Here is an 18187-nt window from a genome sequence, read left to right as displayed (position 1 = left end):
CGGCGGAGCAGGGCGATGAGGGAAAGCGCAATCGCAAGTTCGAGAGCCTCGCGCGTTTCCTCAATATGCAGGCGCGGGCGGGCGTGAAGCCGGAGCAGGTCGAGCTGGCGCTGGTCGTCCACGGCGGTGCGAGCCTTGATGTCGTAAACAATGCCGCTTTCCAGAAAAAATTTCAGCGCGATAACCCTAACGCGGAATTGCTAGCGGCGTTACAGAAACACAAGGTACGCGTCATTATTTGCGGCCAATCCGCTGCGTTTAACGGCATCGGGACTGATGACCTGTTGCCCGGGGTGGAGATGGCGCTGTCCGCCATGACTGCCCACGCCCTGTTGCAGCAACAGGGCTATACACTCAATCCTTGGTGAGTAGCGGAAAGCCGATCGAAAACGCCAAGTATGCAGATCATACTCCTGACCCACGAACGCGAACTGGAGCGTCCGAGTAACACCGGCAAGCTGGTGCTGTCCGCCGTCGCCGGTGAGGGCGTAAGTGTTGAGCGGGTGATCTGGCGGCGCACTGCGCCGTCTAAAGCGCTGCTCGCAGTGCTGGATGATCCGGCGACTGGGTTGCTTTATCCCGATACCGAAGTAGCTGGTGAGACGGTCGCAAGTATGGATGTCGGAGACTGCGAACGGTTCATTCTGCTCGACGCCACCTGGCAAGAAGCGCGCAAGATGTACAACCGCAGTCCCTATCTTCATTCCCTGGGCAGGCTGAATCTGGCCTCTGAACAGGGATCCCGCTATCGCCTGCGGCGCAACCAGAAGTCCTTCGGGCTTTGCACTGCAGAGTGCGTAGTGGAAATTCTGCGGGGCAAGGGGTATCAGGCTATCGCCGACAGGCTCGAGCAACAGTTTTTGTGCTTCAACGGAAGTGGCACCTGATATCGTTTTTTCTGTGCATAAGCAGATTTGTCGCTCTCAGGTGCCACGCTCTCTCTCGTGTTCCCACATCGACCTTATCGCTGTCCAAGGCTGTCCCATTTCGAATCGGGTCAGCATAGTGGGACAGCTAAGCGCCATTTAGCTTGTTAGGTTTGTAGTGCGCCGTTTGCGCGCATACATAATCACAACGAGAGAAAAAATAATGCGCTACAAAAATGTATATAACAGTGCGTTAATTGCCATGGCGATGACCTCTGCCCCGCTTGCACTGGCCCAACAGTGCCAGTCTCCAGCACCGGTGTGGGAAGACAACTTTGACGGTACCAGTTTGGATACCACAAAGTGGGAACCCATGCTGGGCGATGGCTGTAGCTACGGTATCTGTGGTTGGGGCAACAGTGAGTTGCAGTATTACAAGGCAGAAAACGCGACGGTGGCCAACGGCCTGTTGACCATCACCGCAAAAAAGGAGCGGGTACAGAGCAAGGCCTATACGTCAGCGCGCCTGCGAACCGCGAATATGCCCAATGGCGGGGACTGGACCAACGGACGCTTTGAAGCCCGTATCAAGGTGCCGTATGGCAACGGTATGTGGTCGGCCTTCTGGATGCTACCAACGGATCCCGCCGAGACGTGGCCCATCAGTGGCGAGATCGACATCATGGAGTCCATCGGTCAATCCGATGAATACGTGCTCGGTACCATCCACTACGGCGAGCCCTATCCCAACAATTCCTTCACCGGCAACCGCCTGCTGAGCCAGCCGGAACCCTGGTCGGCGGACTTCCATGTGTACGCGCTGGAGTGGGAGCCGAACGAGATGCGCTGGTATGTGGACGACCAGCTGTACGCCACATTGACCCCCAATGACATCACTTCTTCCGCCTACTGGACCTTTGAGAACTACCGGTACCACTTCCTGTTGAACCTGGCGGTGGGTGGAAACCTCGGTGGGGCAGTGGATGATTCGATGTTGCCGCAGACCATGCAGGTGGATTACGTGCGGGTCTATGACTACGGGCAGCCTGCGATCGTCGGTGACCGCATTGTGGAGAGTGGCGAGATCACCAGCTACTCGGTTGCCGGCACCCTGGGCGGCAATCCGAACTACAGCTGGGCCCTGCCCGCAGGCGCGACGCTGGTATCCGGTGCCGGCAGCGATACCGTTACCGTGCAGTGGGGCAGTGCTCCCGGTGAGCTGGGTGTGAGCGTCGTTGACAGCTGTGGCAGTCGCGACCTTGCGCTGCCAGTCCACGTGACCCCCAAGCTAGCGCAAGAAACGGTGCTGGAGGACTTTGAGTCCAACCGTACCCTCAGCTATACGCAGTTCGACGGCTCATTTGTCCAAAATGCGGCCAACCCGCAAACCGATGCCACCAATGGTTCGGCGACCGTAGCCATGTACAACCGTTCCGCAGCGGCGCAGTACGACGTGATTATTGCCGGCACCAATGCCATTCCTGATGCAGATCCGTTCCTGGCTGGGGAAAAGGCGTTTTACATGGATGTATTCACCACAGCGGCACCGGGGACCCAGATTCTGGTACAGCTGGAGGACAGTTCCAGCGCCACGGCGTCCAACTATCCCACTGGCCGGCACTCGAAATACGCTGCTTACGTGGGCGAAGGCAGCGGCTGGCAGCGCCTCAAGTTCGAGCTGGATGACCGCATCGATGGTGCTACCCCGGCCAATGCGGTTGACAGCCTGGTGATCCTGTTCGATCCGAATACATTCAACAGTGACACCTACTATTGGGACAACTTTGATATCTACGGTGTCGAGAATGGCGCTGTAGCTACCAGCATGTCGGTTGCCAGTGTTGTGACCGGTACTGCGCCTGCCAGCAAGGGGCAAAAGTATGCGACTGCCACGGTGACGGTGCGGGACGATCTGGGCTACGGTGTGGCGGGCGTGACCGTAACCGGTAACTTTAGCGGTAGTATTTCCGAGACCGGCGCCAGTGGGATTACCGATAGCAGTGGTGTTGCCAGGCTGACTAGCTCGGCTTCTGCGGCTGGTAGCGTGTCTGTGAGTTTTTGTGTCACCGACTTAAGCGGCGGCCTGAGTCACGATACGGGAAATAGCACAGGCTTGTGCCAGTAGCTTGGAGAATGTGCGGGCGGCAATGGCTGCCGCCCGCCTCCAGCGCCGTCGCATACCTTATGGAGTAAGGCCAAACTGCCGTTCTCGCTGGCGCCGCTGGGCGAAAAGCCATTGAAGCTGGCGACGAAAACCCCGAAACTGAGTGGGAATCGGGAGTCAGAAAATAGCCTGACGCAATCCGTCGAGAAACCACTTTGGACAAGGAACTATATATGAGAAAGCTGTTCTGCTGCTTTTTGCTGTTGGTAGCCGCCGTTCCCGCAATGGCACAGCAAGTGGGTGAACCTGCACCGGAGTTTTCACTCCAGGCTTCCGATGGCAAGACCTACACCCTGTCTGACTTCAAAGACAAGCAGGCGGTGGTGATTGCCTGGTATCCGAAAGCATTTACCAAGGGCTGTACCATCGAGTGCAAATCCCTCGCAGAAAATGGTCACCTGATTCGCGAGTACGATGTCACCTACTTCATGGCGAGCACTGATGAAGTGGAAGACAACAAAAAATTCGCCGATGAATACAAGGCGGATTTCCCGCTGCTGAGTGATCCAACCGGTGCTGTTGCCGAGGCCTACGATGTGAAAATGCCGGTGCTGAATATGGCCAAGCGAGTCACCTTCTATATCGGCAAGGACGGGAATATCCTGAAAATTGACCGCGATATCAAACCCGCTACCAGTGCCGAAGATATGGCGCGTACCCTGGGCGAACTGGGTGTGGCAAAAAAATAAAATAAAAAAGGCCGCAAATAGCGGCCGAACACTTGGGGGTTTTACATAAATTTGGTGCGGGCCGGTACAGGCCCGCCCAGAATTATTTCATCGTGATCAATTCCAAGCCCTGCAGTGCGGGAATGGCCTGATGTAATTTCACTTCCAGCGCGTCGAGCGCCTGCAGCTGCAGGCACAGGGCTTCGGCGCGCGCCTCCAGTCTTTCCGCTTTCTTTTCCACCTCGGCCTCGGCCGCTTCTGCCGCAGCCTCCGCATCCCGTTCGATACTTGCGCCACCGGTAAACACTGCTTTCATGGCATGCCAGGCAATGTTGCCGGCGGACTTTGCCGCGAGCTTTTCAATCTGCGGCTCCAGTTCCCTTTCAAATGTTTCACCGAAGACATCGTCCACCCACGGGCTGCCGAACGTGTATACATCACCCTGTTTTTTGGTCTGCGCCAGCAGCTTGTCTCGCAGTGCCTCGGAAGACTGCAGAAACTCCTGGGTGTCGGCGCTGTCGGGGCCGGCGAGTACCGCTAGGGCAATGCCGACACCGTTCATGGCGATATCCATTGCCTCCACTGCAATTTCGGATACCTGACGCCCGGCGGTGTGCAAGCCCTGCTGGTAGGTCTGCATCAATTCCTGTTGTTGGCGGTCGAGGATCAGGCCGGTATCGCCCACGGCCAGCTGGTCCGGTGCGTGGTAGGCGAACAGCGGCTGGTTGTCGTCCTCGTCGCGAGTTTCCATAAAGTCGCGCCCGACGGTGATCTGCTGGTGGATATCCACATTGCAGTTGTGTTCGCCATCATTGGTCAGGTTTATTTCGGTTGCCTGTACCGGAATGGCGAAGGGAAGGGCCAGCATGGAGGCGGCGGTCAGCAGGCGGATCTTGTTCATCGGTTTATCCAGCATGAATTTTTCTAAGTGTCATTTGTGGGGTGATCTGCAGGTATGACGCTACCCGGTTTTGATCTGGATGCAGTGGCTGCGAAAAAAACCGATTTATTTTGGCACGCATATTGCTCCTTCTCAGCTAAGCACCTGGCAGTCGCCTGGTGCAATCGTCAAAAGAGCCGGCCCCATTGGTCGCAATGACCGTCAGTGGCCCGGCACCAGAAGTATCCGTTGTACCCGATATCCAGTTTAACCGCGCTTGCCATGGCATACGCGGTACGGGGTTCCTTTGCCCGAAAAAAGCTCAGGAAAGCGTCATTCAAAACAGATTTTGGTATTTGTTCAATAAATGAGGGGTGGCTCATGAAGCGGAAAGCTCTAAGTTGTGCTGTGGTAGCTATCATTGCCGGGGGTGCCATGGCACCAATGCCGATGGCGGTGGCTGAAGAGGTAGAAGAGGTAGCGGTGACCGGGGTTCGCGGCAAGCCGCGCTCGGTTTCTGACTCGCCAGTGCCGGTTGATGTGTTCGGATCAGAAGCACTGGAATCGGTGTCGCACACCGACACCAATGATGTGCTGATGACCCTGGTTCCCTCCTACAGTCTGTCGCGGCAGCCGATCAGCGACGGCGGCACTTTTGTTCGCCCTGCACAGTTGCGTGGCATGCCTACGGATAAAACCCTGGTGCTGGTGAACTCCAAGCGCCGCCATCGCGCCGCACTGGTGGAAATTGGCGGTTCCGGCACCCAGGGGCCAGATATTGCGACCATTCCCAGTTCTGCACTCAAATCCGTTGAGGTGCTGCGCGATGGTGCAGCAGCCCAGTACGGTTCCGATGCCATCGCCGGCGTGATCAACTTTATCCTTAAGGACAACGACGAGGGCGGCTCCTTCGGTGTGCGCACCGGCGAGTACAGTGAAGGCGACGGCTTCCAGACCACGGCTGTCGGCAACGTCGGTATGCCTCTTGGCAGCAGTGGCTTCCTGAGTATTTCCGGTGAAGTTTCCGCGGCGGACTTTACCTCCCGTTCCGAACAATACTGTGAAGACTGGTTCTGTCTTGCGGACCAGGACCCCGAGTTTATTGAAGCGGCAAAAAATGCATCGCTGGAGGGCGATGTGGTGCAGCCCTGGGGGCAGCCGAACTCCGAAGGTGCGCGACTGTTCTTCAATGCCGGCTACGATCTCGGCGAGGGTAAGGAGCTGTATGCCTTTGGTAACTACTCCGAGAGTGAAGCCGATGGCAGCTTCTATTACCGTTACCCGAACAACGGCACCATTATGGACCTGCGCGAGCAGGACGGTTCCATTTACAGCCCGCTGGAGAAATTCCCCGGTGGTTTTACCCCGCGCTTTTTTGGTGAAGTGACCGATTACTCCCTGGTTTCAGGGCTCAAGGGAGAGATGGCTTCAGGTTTCGCTTACGACCTGAGTGCCCGCTACGGCAAATCAGAAGTAGCCTATACCCTGAAAAACACCATCAACCCGTCTATGGGCCCGGATAGCCCCACTTCTTTCAAGCCGGGCACCTTGGCAAACGAAGAAGTCCAGATCCAGGCAGATTTTTCCAAGGAATTGATGCTGGGGCTAAGCAGCCCGGTGGTGGCGGCGTTCGGAATCAGCTATATGGATGAATCCTATGAGCTGAGCGGCGGCGACGAGGCCTCCTATGCCGCTGGTCCCTATGCTACCCAGGACCCCTGGGGCTTCTGTAATGACAACGGCACCCCTACTGTGGCCGGCCTTGAAGTAATGGTAACGGGTTCGGGCCTAAACTGTGCCGATCCGGATGATCCGGTCTACCAGGTAGTGGGTGTGGGGTCCAACGGCTTCCCTGGCTATTCTCCCGAATACAGCGGCAGCTACAGCCGCGATTCCTATGCCGTCTACGGTGACCTCAGCACAGACCTGACCGATCAGCTGTTCGTTCAGGCCGCAGTGCGTTTTGAAGATTACTCGGACTTTGATTCGGAGCTGGTGGGTAAGTTGGCGATGCAGTACGACGTCACCGATAGCTTCGGTCTGCGCGCATCCGTTGGCACGGGCTTCCGTGCACCAACTCCGGGCCAGCAGGGCACCACCAACGTCTCCACACGCCTGCCCAACGGCTTCCCGGTGGCGACTGGCCTGTTCCCTGCCAGCAGCAGCGTCGCCCAGGCGCTGGGTGCCGAGGCACTGAAGCCGGAAACTTCCACCAACTTTGCGTTCGGCTTTACCGCGGATTTCGACAAGCTGAACCTGACCGTGGACTTCTATCGCATCGATGTGGATGACCGCACCTACGCGATTTCCACCCTGGATGTTTCTGCGGATAGCGACAGTGGTGCGGCCTACGACAACTATCTGGCGCTGGTGGATGCCGGTGTAGTGGGGGCCGAATCCATCGGCGGCGTGTTCTACTTCACCAACGCCTTCGATACCCGCACCCAGGGTGTAGATGTGGTGGCAACCTATCCGCTGGAATGGTCTGCAGACAGCACCACCAACATCACCGCGTCTCTTAACTACAACAAATCCGAATTCACTTCTGATCCCAGTGAGTATCTGAACGAAGAGGATCAGTACGATTTCGAAAACTTCGACCCGAAATTGCGCGGTGCGGTAACCGCCATGCACGATATTGGTCCGGTTTCACTGATGGCCCGCGCCAACTGGTTCGGCACGTCGGAAAACTACAATGCGGGTGAAGTGCAGAAGTACAGCTCTGTAGTTCAGGTGGACCTGGAAGGTAAATACCACTTTACCGAAAACACCAGTGCGAGCCTGGGCGGTCGCAATATTTTCGACGAGTATCCTGACAAGGATCTGCTCGGCGATTACTGCTGCGGCGCTGTTTATCCCACCGGCTCCATCGTCGACTGGCAGGGCAGCTTCTACTACCTGAGTCTGAATCACAACTTCTGATTTGAGGTGTCTTCTACGTGACTTAATCCCCGCTCTGCGGGGATTTTTTTTGCCTGAGGGTTATGCTTGGGATAGCGCTAAACCCTCTCAGTAAAGTGGAGGACCTCGAAGGCAATCTAAATATCGCAGGTTTAAAGTGACAGGCTTGAAGTTACGGAGTTGAAATTGCGGGCTTGAAGTGACAGGCATAAAAAAGGCCAGCTAATGCTGGCCAGTGGAGCGACTGTTATTCTCGTAACTGCAGATCAGCTCATGCGATGCAGAACCTTCGGCAGCGCAGAAGTGTATTTCTGTACATCCTCGATATAGCCCATGCTCACGCGCGACCAGTTAGTGTAATCGCGGTAAATACCGCGGATATGCACGTTCTCTTTTTCCATCTCTGCACGGAAGGTTTCCGCGTTGAGATCGCCGAGATTGACGAACATAAAGTTGGTTACGGAAGGCAGTGCAGTGAGGCCATTTTCCTTGACCGCGGCGCTGACCATTTCACGCGCTTCCTTGATCTTGCTGCGGCAGTAGTCCATGAAGGTATGATCTTCATAGCTGGCAATTGCCGCAGCGAGACCGGCCTGGTTGAGTCCGTACCAGCCCACGCCGTACTTCTCGATCTCGGCGATTTTTTCCGGCTGTGCGATCAGGTAGCCCACACGCATGCCGGCGAGACCGTAAATTTTGGAGAAGGTGCGCGCGACGATGATGTCGTGCCCCTGCTTGACCAGCGGGATTACCGAATTGGCATCGCTATTGTCGGTGATTTCGTTGTAGGCCTCATCCGATAGCACGGTGCATTTCTTGGAAGCCTTGATGCAGAAATTATTCATCGCCACCGGGTCGATCAGCAGGCCGGTGGGATTGTTCGGGTTGGTCACCTGCACCATGGAAACGGAATCATCGATTGCCGCATACATGGCGTCCAGGTCAATCTGCATCGACTCCAGTTTTGGCAGGCGTTTGATTTGGCCGAGTTCCTGGATCTCCACCACGCGTGAGGTGGTATCCCAGAACAGATCCGGGCCGAGAATATTACCCTTCCGTCCGGCCACAATAGCGGCGGCGGTCAGGCCGGCGCTGCTGCCGGAACCGATGCTGATATGCTCCGGAGTCAGGCCGTGACGCTCGGCAATCATTTCCTTGAGTCGGATGACACTGTCATATACGTAGTAGGCGCCCTTCTGGCTCGCCTCCATCATGGCCTTGAGTGCGGCGGGGCTGGGGCCATAAGGGTTTTCATTCGAGTTGAGCCTGGCGATTCCCGGGGGCGGGCCGTACAGCGGCTTCGGCCGCACAATTTCCTTGGCGGAGGCGGCGCTGGCCAGGCCTCCCATGGTGGCGGCAGAAAAGGCCGCAGTGGCCCCCTGTAGAAACAACCTTCTGCTCAGTGATTTGTGCATTATTTTATTCTCCCGGTTGTGTGTTTGTGCTTATGAGTATTTATGTAATCAGTTTCTACGCCTTGGCAAACATCGCCATGGATACCGCAATCAGGTAAACCCCGAACAGGCGCTTCAGGTGCAGCTCGTTCAGGCTGTGGGCCCAGCGCGCGCCGATGGGGGCGGAAATGATGGAAAACGCAGAAATCGCAATCAGTGCGGGAATATTGATGTAACCGATGGAGCCCATGGGCAAATTTGGTGCACCGAGTCCCATGATCAGGAAGCCGATGGCGCCGGGCAGGCCGATAAGGAAGCCGATTCCGGAGGCGGTTGCCACAGCCTGGTGCGCTGGGCGGTTACACAGCACCATGGTCATCACCGTAATGGTGCCGCCGCCGATACCGAGCAGTGAAGAAAACCCGCCGAGAAAACTGGCAAGCCCCGCGCGGGCGAAACCCGTGGGCATTTCCAGCTTGCCTTTGAGGCCATCGAACAGATGGGGAAACAGGAAGTAGATGGAATAGAGCAGCACGCCGCCCGCAAATACCTTCACCAGGCTTTTGCTGTCGGTAAACGAGGCGATATACAGGCCTGCGCCGACGCCGAGCACAATCCATATCGACCAGTCGCGCAACACTTTGAAATCTACCGCACCTCGCTTGTTGTGCGCCTGCACCGAGCGCGCCGAGGAAATTACGATGGAGGCGAGCGAGGTACCCACTGCCACCCGCATCATTTCATCCGAGGCGCTGTGCAGGAAGGGGAACACTGCGAGCAGTGCGGGCACCACCACAAATCCTCCGCCGTTGCCAAACAACCCCGCGGTAATTCCCGCAATTAAACCCGCGGCGCACAGCAGCAGGATAAACAGAGATACTTCCTCGATACTCATTGATTCCCCCGTTTGTTCCTCGTTGAATATATGGGGAAAAGCATTAACCGTGCCAAGGCGCGGGCGGATTCGGTGAGTGGGGATAAAGCGAAAGGATTCAGGGGTCGGTCGAATTCGATGCGCGAAAACGCCAGGGATTGGTTTACTGAAGTAGCAGGGATTGGTTTACTGAAACGCTGCAGCTGGTACTCTTTGGCCACAACAATAGTGCGATCACACGCGGGGGAATCATGTTCAAGAGGCTGATTATTGCCTTCACACTGCTGCTGAGTATTTCAGCGCAGGCCGAGTCCATCAGCAGCCTGACCGGTGGTATGGAGCGGCAACAGGGGCTGTTTGATTTTTACTGGGACAAGCAGAAAGGGCGCATCCTGCTCGAGGTCGACAGTTTCGATCGCGAGCTGCTGCTACTCACCGGTCTCGCCCAGGGGCTGGGGTCCAACCCGGTGGGGCTGGATCGCAACCAGGTGGGCGAGAGCCGCGTGGTGAAATTCGAGCGCATCGGCAACAAGGTGCTGCTACATGAGATCAACCTCAAGTATCGCGCCCTGTCGGATAACCCGGCGGAGCGCCGCGCCGTATCCGAGGCCTTTGCCTCCTCCGTGCTGTGGGGGTTTGAGGTGCTGGGAGAAGAGGGCGGTGGCGTACTGGTGGACTTTACGCCATTTGTACTGAGCGACCAGCACGGTATCGGCCAGCGTCTCAAGGACGCCAGGCAGGGCAACTACAGCATCGACGGTAGCAAGTCCGCGGTCTACCTGCCGCGCACCAAGAGCTTTCCCCTGAATACCGAATTCGAGGCCCAACTGACCTTCGCCGGCAGCGAACCGGGTAATTACCTGAAGGAAGTGGTGCCCACGCCCAATCTGGTCACTTTGCGCCAGCATATCTCGCTGGTGGCGCTGCCGGACGATGACTATAAGCCGCGCCAGTTCCACAGCCGCAGCGGTTACTTTCCGCTGACCTACCGGGATTACGCCACCGACATCGACCAGCCCATGGATCAGCGGCTGATCTACCGCCACCGTCTGCAGAAAAGACCGGGCAGCAATGAACCGGTGGAACCGATCGTGTATTACGTGGATTCCGGCGTACCGGAACCGGTGCGCAGTGCGCTGATCGAGGGCGCCAGCTGGTGGAACCAGGCGTTTGACGAGGCCGGGTTTGAAAATGCCTTCCAGGTCAAAATCCTGCCGGAAGACGCCGACCCGCTGGATGTGCGCTACAACGTGATCAACTGGGTGCACCGCTCCACCCGCGGCTGGTCTTATGGCTACTCCATTGCCGATCCGCGCACCGGCGAAATCCTCAAGGGCAACGTCACCCTCGGTTCCCTGCGGGTGCGCCAGGACTTCCTGATTGCCCAGGGGTTGCTGCAACCCTACGGCGAGGAAAATGCCGATACCGAAAACCTGAAGGCGATGGCGCTGGCGCGTATACGCCAGCTCTCCGCCCACGAAGTGGGGCACACCCTCGGTATCGCCCACAACTTTATCGCCAGTACCGCCGGTCGCGCCTCGGTGATGGATTACCCGGCACCGCTGGTCAACCTGAACGACGGCGAACTGGAAATTAACGAAGCCTACGATTCCGGCATTGGTGAGTGGGACAAGCTGGTGGTGCGCTATGGCTACGGTCTTGCGGATGGCGATGATGATGACGACGAGCAGCTGTATCTCGCCAGCATTATCGACGACGCCAGGGAGCAGAAACTGCGTTTTATTTCCGACCCGGATTCCCGCGCGATCAATAACGCCCATGCAGATTCCCACCTGTGGGACAACGGCGGCGATGCGCTGAATGAGTTTGCGCGCATGACCGAACTGCGCCGCTATGCACTGGAGCGGTTCAGCGCGGCAGCCAACCCGCGCGGCAGCGCGCGCTCGTCCCTGGATGAAACCCTGGTGCCGGTCTACTACGGTCACCGCTACCAGGCCGAGGCCGTGGGCAAGCTGATCGGCGGTCTCGACTACGACTATCTGTACAACGACGCCGACGCGCAAAGCTACTCGGTCGTTGCTGCCGACAGGCAGCAGCGGGCGATCGACGCACTGGCGCAAACGCTGAAGCCGGAATTCCTAACCCTGCCGGAAAGCGTGCTGCAGCTGCTGCCGCCGAAATCCTACGGCTACGACCGCACCGGTGAGAGTTTCCCCGCATATACCGGTGTCGCCTTTGACGGTATTGCCATGGCCGAGGCGGCCGCCGGCCATACTTATTCCATCCTGCTCGACCCCGAGCGCGCAGCGCGGCTGCAGGAGCAACAGGCGCGCCGCAGCGAAGGCCCGGGCTTCAATACCCTGCTGGCACAGCTCACCGAGCAGGCGCTGGCGCGGGATGAATACCGGGGATTGCAGGCGGCGATTCACCAGCGGGTAAACCATGTGTATATCCACAAGTTGATGCTGCTGGCAGACAACAAGAGTGCAGCGGAATCCGCACGCGCCCGCGCCAGTTTTGAGCTGGCGAAATTCCAGCACGCCATCGGTGCAATGAAACTGTTTGGCGACGATCCGCAGGGCTACAACGCCCACTATTTCTACGAGGCGAAACGCATCGCCGCCTTTATGGATGGGGAACTGAGTGTGGAGGCCGGCGAGATCAAGCCGATACCACCGGGCTCGCCGATCTGAGAATGCCAATAAAAAAGCCGGAGTCACCTCCGGCTTTTTTATTGGCGAACACCGTACGCAAGCGGATTCAGCTGCGTACAAACTGCGACTTTTTGATCCAGTGATTGCCGCGATAACTGCGGGTGGATGCCGAGGTGGTTTTGGCCCAGAAGTAATTCCGGTTGAACTGGAACTCCACCTCGTAGCCCTCCGCCAGTGCCGCCAGTGGCATCGCTTGCCAGCTGGACTGACGGCGCTTGCTGGTGGCTTCCAGCAGGTATTCGGTGTTGTTCACAATGGCCACGACCCAGGCGTGGCCCTCGCCTTTGTGGGTGCCGAGGGCTACCCGCGCATCCACACCGAGGTTGATCAGCCAGTCCGCCAACAGGATGGCGTGATCTTCGCAGTCACCGCGTTTCTGGTAGTAGGCCTGGCGGGAGGTCTGCCAGATATCCGCAAGGCCGGCGTACTGCAAATGGTCATACTGGTATTCCTTGCGAATGGCGAGGGTGTACAGCGGTATCCACAGCTCCTTGGTTGCAAAGGGCTGGAAACCGACCAGATAGCTGTTGGCGAAGTGGTGCAGGCTGTCGAGGCCGCGGGCAGAGGCGGTGACATTTTCCAGCCCCTGCCAGTTCCAGATGGATATGTAGCCGCTCTCGCTCTCGGAGCGCCGTCCCACCGCCTGTTGCACCATTTTCTCGGTGAGTGGCGAATGGCTGCCGGATACCAGTACCGAACCACTCTGGTTGTCCGTGACTTCTGAGTTTTCGCTATCACCCTCGCGTGCGGTGGCGCGCTGCTGGCTCAGTACGGCGCTCTCATGCAGTAACTGATTTCGCTGTTGGATCAGCTCCGGCAGCATCAATAGCGAGCCAAACAGGATTCCCACCAGTAGCAGGCGCATGGAGATTCAGCCTCAGCCTTTCAGGCCAAAGGAAATAATCATCGCAACAAAAACCAGAATGGTGGAGGCAAATATCGCGACAGCAATATTTCCATTCTTAAGTTCCTGCTGGATATCCACGTGCTTCAGCAGTTTTTTGTCGATAACCAGCAGCGCAACCATACCCACAAAAATGGCGAGTACCGTGTAGATCAGGTTGATACCGAGATTGAACAGGGTTGCGGTTAGAAATTCAGGTTGCACGTTTATTGTCCAGTTGAAACCGTAAGGGCTCAATTAGACCATATTGGAGGCTACTTTTCCGCTTTCCGAAAACTGCACGGTATCGAAAAACCCGGAGTGCCGGCACGGGTCGGATTCACCGACGGTGGTGGGAAAAATTATCGGGAAATTTGTTGGGGACGACTTGTGGCCGTGAGTAGACTTCGTGACACGTTGGAAGAGGAGGAGTTTTCCATGCGTTACTTAATACCAGTTGTACTGTTCTGTTCACTGTCAGGTGCCGCCCTTGCGGGCCAACCGATTTCTCAGCTACCCGCTGGTGCGTCTGAGGTTCAGATCTTGGGCACCACCTACTGGAGAAGTGGCGATAGCTTTTACCGCTTCAATCAGGAATCTGGCATGTTCTATGAGGTTCCTCAACCCACTGTGCAAGCGCATCAGGACCGTGTGCAACAAGCGCATATGTACCAGCGGAGCCAGACCCTGCCGGGTACCGGCCTGACCAGCGATCAGATCGAAGGTTGCCGCAACGCGGCTGCGGATAAGTCCAATGAGGTTCCCAACCGCGGTAGCGACGTTTATATCAGCGAGTACAATAGCTGCGTAAGAGATCTGCAGCAGTAATTGCGCATTGATTTGATAGAGATGAAAAAGGTTTGCCGATCTCTCGGCAAACCTTTTTTAGTTGAGCATAATTTTTAAATTCGGCGTCAGATCCTGGCCAGGTGTGGGGTGGCGCTGCTGAAGTCCAGTGCCATGGTGACGCTGAGTGCGGTGATGATAAAGATTGAAAAGGCAAACACCTGCCGCGCCCAACCGTGGATATCCACGTCCTGCCGGTAACCCCGCAGTGCCATCGCCAGCCACCAGAAGCTGGTGGTACACGCCACCGCCATAAACGCCGTGCCGGTATAACCGTTCAGCGGTAACAAGATACTCGCCAGGGCAAACACCGCGATATACAGCACGATATGTAGCTTCGCCTTGCCGATGCCCTGCGCCACCGGCAGTACCGGGATGTTCGCCGCCTCGTAGTCGCGGTAGCGGAAGATCGCAATGGTATAGGAGTGCGGCATCTGCCACAGGCAGAACATCAGCAGCAGGATCAGCGCCGCGCCGTCGCATTCTCCTGTCACCGCACAGTAGCCCACCACCGGTGGCACCGCACCGGACAGCGCGCCCACCAGGGTGCCATACACAGAATTGCGCTTCATATACAGGCTGTAAACCCCCACATAAACCACAAATCCCAGAGCCGCGAAGGCGACACTGACGGTGTTGGTAAATACGGCCAGCAGCACAAATCCCACAACCCCGAGCGCAGAGCCGAACAGCATTGCGGCCCGCGCTGCCAGGGCACCGGTAACGGTGACCCGGTTGCGGGTGCGCTGCATACGCGCGTCGATGTCGCGGTCGATGCAATTGTTGATGGCACAGCCGGAGGCCACCACCAGCGACAGTCCGATTACGGTAGCCATAAACAGGCCCCAGTCGATCTCGCCGCGGGCGGCGAGAAAAAATCCCCCCGCTACCGAAATGAGGTTGCCGGCGATGATCCCCGGCTTGGTGACAGCAAAGTATTTCAAGACAACGTATTTAGAGAAATGCTTGGACACGGCCATTACCTGAATCGTGGCAAAAGCATTAATGCATCATCATGGCGTTGGAGGCGTAGATGATCCACACCGACAGACCAACCACCATCACGATGATCAATGCGGTAAACAGGAAGGCAAACGTATTTGCGCGTCCCGCTACGGAGAAGTTGAGGTGCAGGAAATATTTCAGGTGTACGACCACCTGAACGATCGCCATTACCACCACCAGCCAGATACTGGTGGCCTTGTCGAATTGCCCGGTCATCACCGCCCAAAAGGGAATGGCGGTGAGGATGACCGACAGCACAAATCCCACCAGGTAGGATTTAACACTGCCGTGATCGGCCGCGTGATCGTGCCCAGAATGCAAATCAGTATGTGCGCTCATCACACTACTCCCATCAGGTAAACCACGGTAAATACACACACCCAGACGATATCCAGGAAGTGCCAGAACAGGCTCAGGCAGGACAGTCGGGTAATGGTTCTCTTGCCGAGACCACGCTTCACTACTTCAATCATCATCACCGCCATCCAGATCAGGCCGGCGGTCACGTGCAGACCGTGCATGCCAACCAGGGCGAAGAACGAAGACAGGAAGGCGCTGCGCGACGGGCCGTTGCCCTCGGCAATCAAGTGATGGAATTCATTCACTTCCATGCCGATAAACACCGCGCCAAAGGCGAAGGTCACCAGCAGCCAGCCGAGGGTGGCGATTTTGTTCTGGCGGTGCGCGGCAATCATGGCGAAGCCGTAGGTGATACTGCTGAAAAGCAGCGCCGCGGTTTCGATGGCCACGTAATCCAGTTCGAAAATATCGCGCCCGGATACGCCACCGGCCGTGTTCATGAACAGCACCGCGTAGGTGGCGAACACCGAGGCGAACAGTAGGCAGTCGGTCATCAGGTAGAGCCAGAAACCGAAAATGGTGTTCTCACTCGTGTCGTGGTGATGGTGATCGTCGTGGTGATCGGACGCCGCAGTGGCGCCCTGTGGTATTTGAGCTATCGCGGTCATGCGGACACCTCTTCAATGGTTTCTTCGTTTGCCTTTTTGCGGCGCTTCGCCGGCGTTGCCTGGCCGTGACCAGGGGTAGCTGCCGGTGCGGGATTGATATGGCGCAGATGGGCATATTCGATACGCGCGATTTCATCCGGCTGCACGTAGTAATCCACATCTTTCGCATAGGCACGCTGTAGCAGGAACGCGACCACCGCCACCAGGCTCGCGGCGGCCAGCCAGGTGATATGCCACACGGCGGCAAAGCCGAAGGCAGTGGCGGCACCGGCAATCAGGATGCCGGCAGCGGTGTTTCTCGGCATGTGGATGGGCGCGTATTTGGCGGGGCGCTGGTAGGCGGTGCCGTTTTCCTTCTTCTCGGTAAACGCGTCGATGTCGTGTACCTGCGGCAGCACCGCAAAGTTGTAGAACTGCGGTGGCGAGGCGGTGGACCACTCCAGGGTATGGCCGTTCCAGGGGTCACCGGTGAGGTCGCGGTTCTGCTCGCGGTCGCGGAATGCCAGGTACAGCTGCACAAACTGCAGCACGATACCGACGAGGATCACGAAGGCGCCGGCACAGGCGATATACAGCCAGATATTCCAGTCGGGGTTGTCAGAGTGGTTCAGGCGGCGGGTCATACCGAGGAAGCCAAGCACGTACAGCGGCATAAACGCCATGTAGAAACCGACCTGCCAGCACCAGAAAGACGCCTTGCCGATGCGCTCGTTCAAATGGAAGCCCATGGCTTTGGAGAACCAGAAGGCAAAGCCGGCCAGGTAACCGAACACCGCACCACCGATGATGGTGTTGTGGAAGTGGGCGATCAGGAACAGGCTGTTGTGCAGCACATAGTCCGCACCCGGTACCGCCAGCAATACGCCGGTCATGCCGCCGATGGTGAAGGTCACCATAAAGCCGAGGGTCCACAGCACCGGCGCGGTCATGCGCAGGCGGCCGCGGTACATGGTGAACAGCCAGTTGAACAGTTTCACCCCTGTGGGTACCGCAATGATCATGGTCATGATGCCGAAGAACGCATTCACATTGGCACTGGAGCCCATGGTGAAGAAGTGGTGCAGCCACACGATGAAACCGAGGATGGAAATCGCACCGCTCGCCCACACCATGGATTTGTAACCGAACAGGCGCTTGCCGGTGAAGGTGGAGATCACCTCGGAGAAAATACCGAATGCCGGCAGCACCAGGATGTATACCTCGGGATGTCCCCAGGCCCAGAACAGGTTGATATACATCATGGCGTTGCCGCCGAGGTCATTGGTGAAGAAGTGGAAATCCAGGTAGCGGTCGAGGGTCAACAGGCCCAGCACCGCGGTCAGGATCGGGAAGGAGGCCACGATCAGCACGTTGGCCCAGGTGCAGGTCCAGGTGAAGATCGGCATATCCATCAGCTTCATGCCCGGCGCGCGCATCTTGAACACGGTCACCAGGAAGTTCACCCCGGTCAGCAGGGTGCCGACGCCGGAAATCTGCAGTGCCCAGATGTAGTAATCAACTCCCACGCCGGGACTAAATGACAACTCCGACAGCGGCGGATACGCGAGCCAGCCGGTCTTGGCGAATTCGCCGAGGCCGAGAGAAATATTGATCAGGATGGCGCCGCCCGCGGACAACCAGAAACTTAGGTTGTTCATGAACGGGAAGGCCACATCGCGCGCGCCAATTTGCAGCGGCAGCACGATGTTCATCAGGCCAATCATAAACGGCATCGCCATGAACATGATCATGATCACCCCGTGGGCGGTGAAGATCTGGTCGTAATGTTCCGGCGGCAGGTAGCCGGCTGCACCATTGGTGGCCATGGCCAGCTGGGTGCGCATCATGATCGCGTCGGAGAAACCGCGGATCAGCATGATCAGCGCCAGCAGGATATACATCACCCCGAGGCGCTTGTGGTCGACGGAAGTTATCCAGTCAAACCACAGGGTGTTCCACTGCTTTGCGCGGGTGATGGCGAACGCGATGAGTACGCCGGCAATGCCGACCACCGCAAGGGTGCCCATGATGATGGGCTCGTGATAGGGAATTGCTTCCCAGGATAATTTACCGAGCAGATTCAT

16 protein-coding genes are annotated in these 18187 nt (G+C 57.4%); 7 read left to right on the top strand and 9 right to left on the bottom strand.

Annotated elements, in window-relative coordinates:
• The 4 genes from VIL80_RS12425 to VIL80_RS12410 all read left to right on the top strand — a co-directional run.
• On the top strand, window positions 1-368 hold a 368-nt coding region (locus VIL80_RS12425), incomplete at its 5' end, for a DsrE family protein (protein WP_332036424.1).
• 30 nt (window positions 369-398) lie between these two features.
• Window positions 399-887, top strand: a complete 489-nt coding sequence (locus tag VIL80_RS12420) for a DTW domain-containing protein (protein ID WP_332036423.1) — start codon at window positions 399-401, stop codon at window positions 885-887.
• Window positions 888-1089: 202 nt separating this feature from the next.
• On the top strand, window positions 1090-2991 hold the full coding sequence (locus VIL80_RS12415; RefSeq protein ID WP_332036422.1) for a family 16 glycosylhydrolase: 1902 nt from the start codon (window positions 1090-1092) through the stop codon (window positions 2989-2991).
• Window positions 2992-3203: 212 nt separating this feature from the next.
• The gene (locus VIL80_RS12410) at window positions 3204-3719 is read left to right on the top strand and encodes a peroxiredoxin (protein WP_332036421.1); all 516 of its coding nucleotides are present in this window, start codon (window positions 3204-3206) and stop codon (window positions 3717-3719) included.
• A gap of 82 nt (window positions 3720-3801) precedes the next feature.
• On the opposite strand, the gene VIL80_RS12405 is transcribed toward VIL80_RS12410, so the two are convergent.
• Window positions 3802-4614: a DUF2884 family protein gene (locus VIL80_RS12405; protein WP_332036420.1), complete on the bottom strand. Its 813-nt coding sequence runs from the start codon at window positions 4612-4614 to the stop codon at window positions 3802-3804.
• A gap of 399 nt (window positions 4615-5013) precedes the next feature.
• Here VIL80_RS12405 and VIL80_RS12400 point away from each other — a divergent pair, with 399 nt between their 5' ends.
• Window positions 5014-7500, top strand: coding sequence for a TonB-dependent receptor plug domain-containing protein (locus VIL80_RS12400; RefSeq protein WP_332036419.1), 2487 nt, complete (start codon window positions 5014-5016; stop codon window positions 7498-7500).
• A gap of 245 nt (window positions 7501-7745) precedes the next feature.
• Here the strand turns inward: VIL80_RS12400 and VIL80_RS12395 are convergent, their stop codons facing one another.
• Together VIL80_RS12395 and VIL80_RS12390 are read right to left on the bottom strand one after the other, a co-directional pair.
• Window positions 7746-8894, bottom strand: a complete 1149-nt coding sequence (locus VIL80_RS12395; protein WP_332036418.1) for a pyridoxal phosphate-dependent aminotransferase — start codon at window positions 8892-8894, stop codon at window positions 7746-7748.
• Between the two features lie 55 nt (window positions 8895-8949).
• Window positions 8950-9768, bottom strand: coding sequence for a sulfite exporter TauE/SafE family protein (locus VIL80_RS12390; RefSeq protein WP_332036417.1), 819 nt, complete (start codon window positions 9766-9768; stop codon window positions 8950-8952).
• 230 nt (window positions 9769-9998) lie between these two features.
• Between VIL80_RS12390 and VIL80_RS12385 the strand changes: the two genes are divergently transcribed.
• Window positions 9999-12401: a zinc-dependent metalloprotease gene (locus VIL80_RS12385; protein WP_332036416.1), complete on the top strand. Its 2403-nt coding sequence runs from the start codon at window positions 9999-10001 to the stop codon at window positions 12399-12401.
• A 67-nt stretch (window positions 12402-12468) separates the two neighbouring features.
• On the opposite strand, the gene VIL80_RS12380 is transcribed toward VIL80_RS12385, so the two are convergent.
• Together VIL80_RS12380 and VIL80_RS12375 are read right to left on the bottom strand one after the other, a co-directional pair.
• A complete protein-coding gene (locus VIL80_RS12380) occupies window positions 12469-13287 on the bottom strand; it encodes a transglutaminase domain-containing protein (protein WP_332036415.1) in 819 nt (272 codons plus the stop codon).
• Between the two features lie 12 nt (window positions 13288-13299).
• Window positions 13300-13530: a DUF350 domain-containing protein gene (locus tag VIL80_RS12375; RefSeq protein WP_318952837.1), complete on the bottom strand. Its 231-nt coding sequence runs from the start codon at window positions 13528-13530 to the stop codon at window positions 13300-13302.
• A gap of 213 nt (window positions 13531-13743) precedes the next feature.
• Between VIL80_RS12375 and VIL80_RS12370 the strand changes: the two genes are divergently transcribed.
• Window positions 13744-14133, top strand: coding sequence for a hypothetical protein (locus VIL80_RS12370; protein WP_332036414.1), 390 nt, complete (start codon window positions 13744-13746; stop codon window positions 14131-14133).
• A gap of 86 nt (window positions 14134-14219) precedes the next feature.
• Here the strand turns inward: VIL80_RS12370 and cyoE are convergent, their stop codons facing one another.
• The 4 genes from cyoE to cyoB are packed head-to-tail and all read right to left on the bottom strand — an operon-like array spanning window position 14220 to window position 18187.
• Window positions 14220-15125, bottom strand: coding sequence for a heme o synthase (cyoE, locus tag VIL80_RS12365; protein ID WP_332036413.1), 906 nt, complete (start codon window positions 15123-15125; stop codon window positions 14220-14222).
• 28 nt (window positions 15126-15153) lie between these two features.
• Window positions 15154-15495 (bottom strand): cytochrome o ubiquinol oxidase subunit IV, encoded by a 342-nt coding sequence (cyoD, locus tag VIL80_RS12360; RefSeq protein WP_332036412.1) that lies wholly within the window; start codon window positions 15493-15495, stop codon window positions 15154-15156.
• Window positions 15495-16124, bottom strand: coding sequence for a cytochrome o ubiquinol oxidase subunit III (cyoC, locus tag VIL80_RS12355; protein WP_332036411.1), 630 nt, complete (start codon window positions 16122-16124; stop codon window positions 15495-15497). Before cyoC ends, cyoD begins: the two co-directional genes overlap by 1 nt.
• On the bottom strand, window positions 16121-18187 hold the full coding sequence (gene cyoB / locus VIL80_RS12350) for a cytochrome o ubiquinol oxidase subunit I (protein WP_332036410.1): 2067 nt from the start codon (window positions 18185-18187) through the stop codon (window positions 16121-16123). The genes cyoC and cyoB overlap by 4 nt, the downstream gene beginning before the upstream one ends.

Source organism: Microbulbifer sp., assembly GCF_036563125.1.
In the GTDB taxonomy this organism is placed as follows: Bacteria; Pseudomonadota; Gammaproteobacteria; order Pseudomonadales; family Cellvibrionaceae; genus Microbulbifer.
Note: the sequence above shows the minus strand (reverse complement) of the source record. Positions and strands in the feature narration are given on the sequence as shown.

Coding starts and splice junctions, on each gene's coding strand:
- cyoC (WP_332036411.1), bottom strand. CDS start 16,124: ATGACCGCGATAGCTCAAATACCACAGGGCGCCACTGCGGCGTCCGAT.
- VIL80_RS12395 (WP_332036418.1), bottom strand. CDS start 8,894: ATGCACAAATCACTGAGCAGAAGGTTGTTTCTACAGGGGGCCACTGCG.
- VIL80_RS12405 (WP_332036420.1), bottom strand. CDS start 4,614: ATGCTGGATAAACCGATGAACAAGATCCGCCTGCTGACCGCCGCCTCC.
- VIL80_RS12420 (WP_332036423.1), top strand. CDS start 399: ATGCAGATCATACTCCTGACCCACGAACGCGAACTGGAGCGTCCGAGT.
- VIL80_RS12370 (WP_332036414.1), top strand. CDS start 13,744: ATGCGTTACTTAATACCAGTTGTACTGTTCTGTTCACTGTCAGGTGCC.
- VIL80_RS12410 (WP_332036421.1), top strand. CDS start 3,204: ATGAGAAAGCTGTTCTGCTGCTTTTTGCTGTTGGTAGCCGCCGTTCCC.
- VIL80_RS12415 (WP_332036422.1), top strand. CDS start 1,090: ATGCGCTACAAAAATGTATATAACAGTGCGTTAATTGCCATGGCGATG.
- VIL80_RS12380 (WP_332036415.1), bottom strand. CDS start 13,287: ATGCGCCTGCTACTGGTGGGAATCCTGTTTGGCTCGCTATTGATGCTG.
- VIL80_RS12400 (WP_332036419.1), top strand. CDS start 5,014: ATGGCACCAATGCCGATGGCGGTGGCTGAAGAGGTAGAAGAGGTAGCG.
- VIL80_RS12385 (WP_332036416.1), top strand. CDS start 9,999: ATGTTCAAGAGGCTGATTATTGCCTTCACACTGCTGCTGAGTATTTCA.
- VIL80_RS12390 (WP_332036417.1), bottom strand. CDS start 9,768: ATGAGTATCGAGGAAGTATCTCTGTTTATCCTGCTGCTGTGCGCCGCG.
- cyoD (WP_332036412.1), bottom strand. CDS start 15,495: ATGAGCGCACATACTGATTTGCATTCTGGGCACGATCACGCGGCCGAT.
- cyoB (WP_332036410.1), bottom strand. CDS start 18,187: ATGAATCTGCTCGGTAAATTATCCTGGGAAGCAATTCCCTATCACGAG.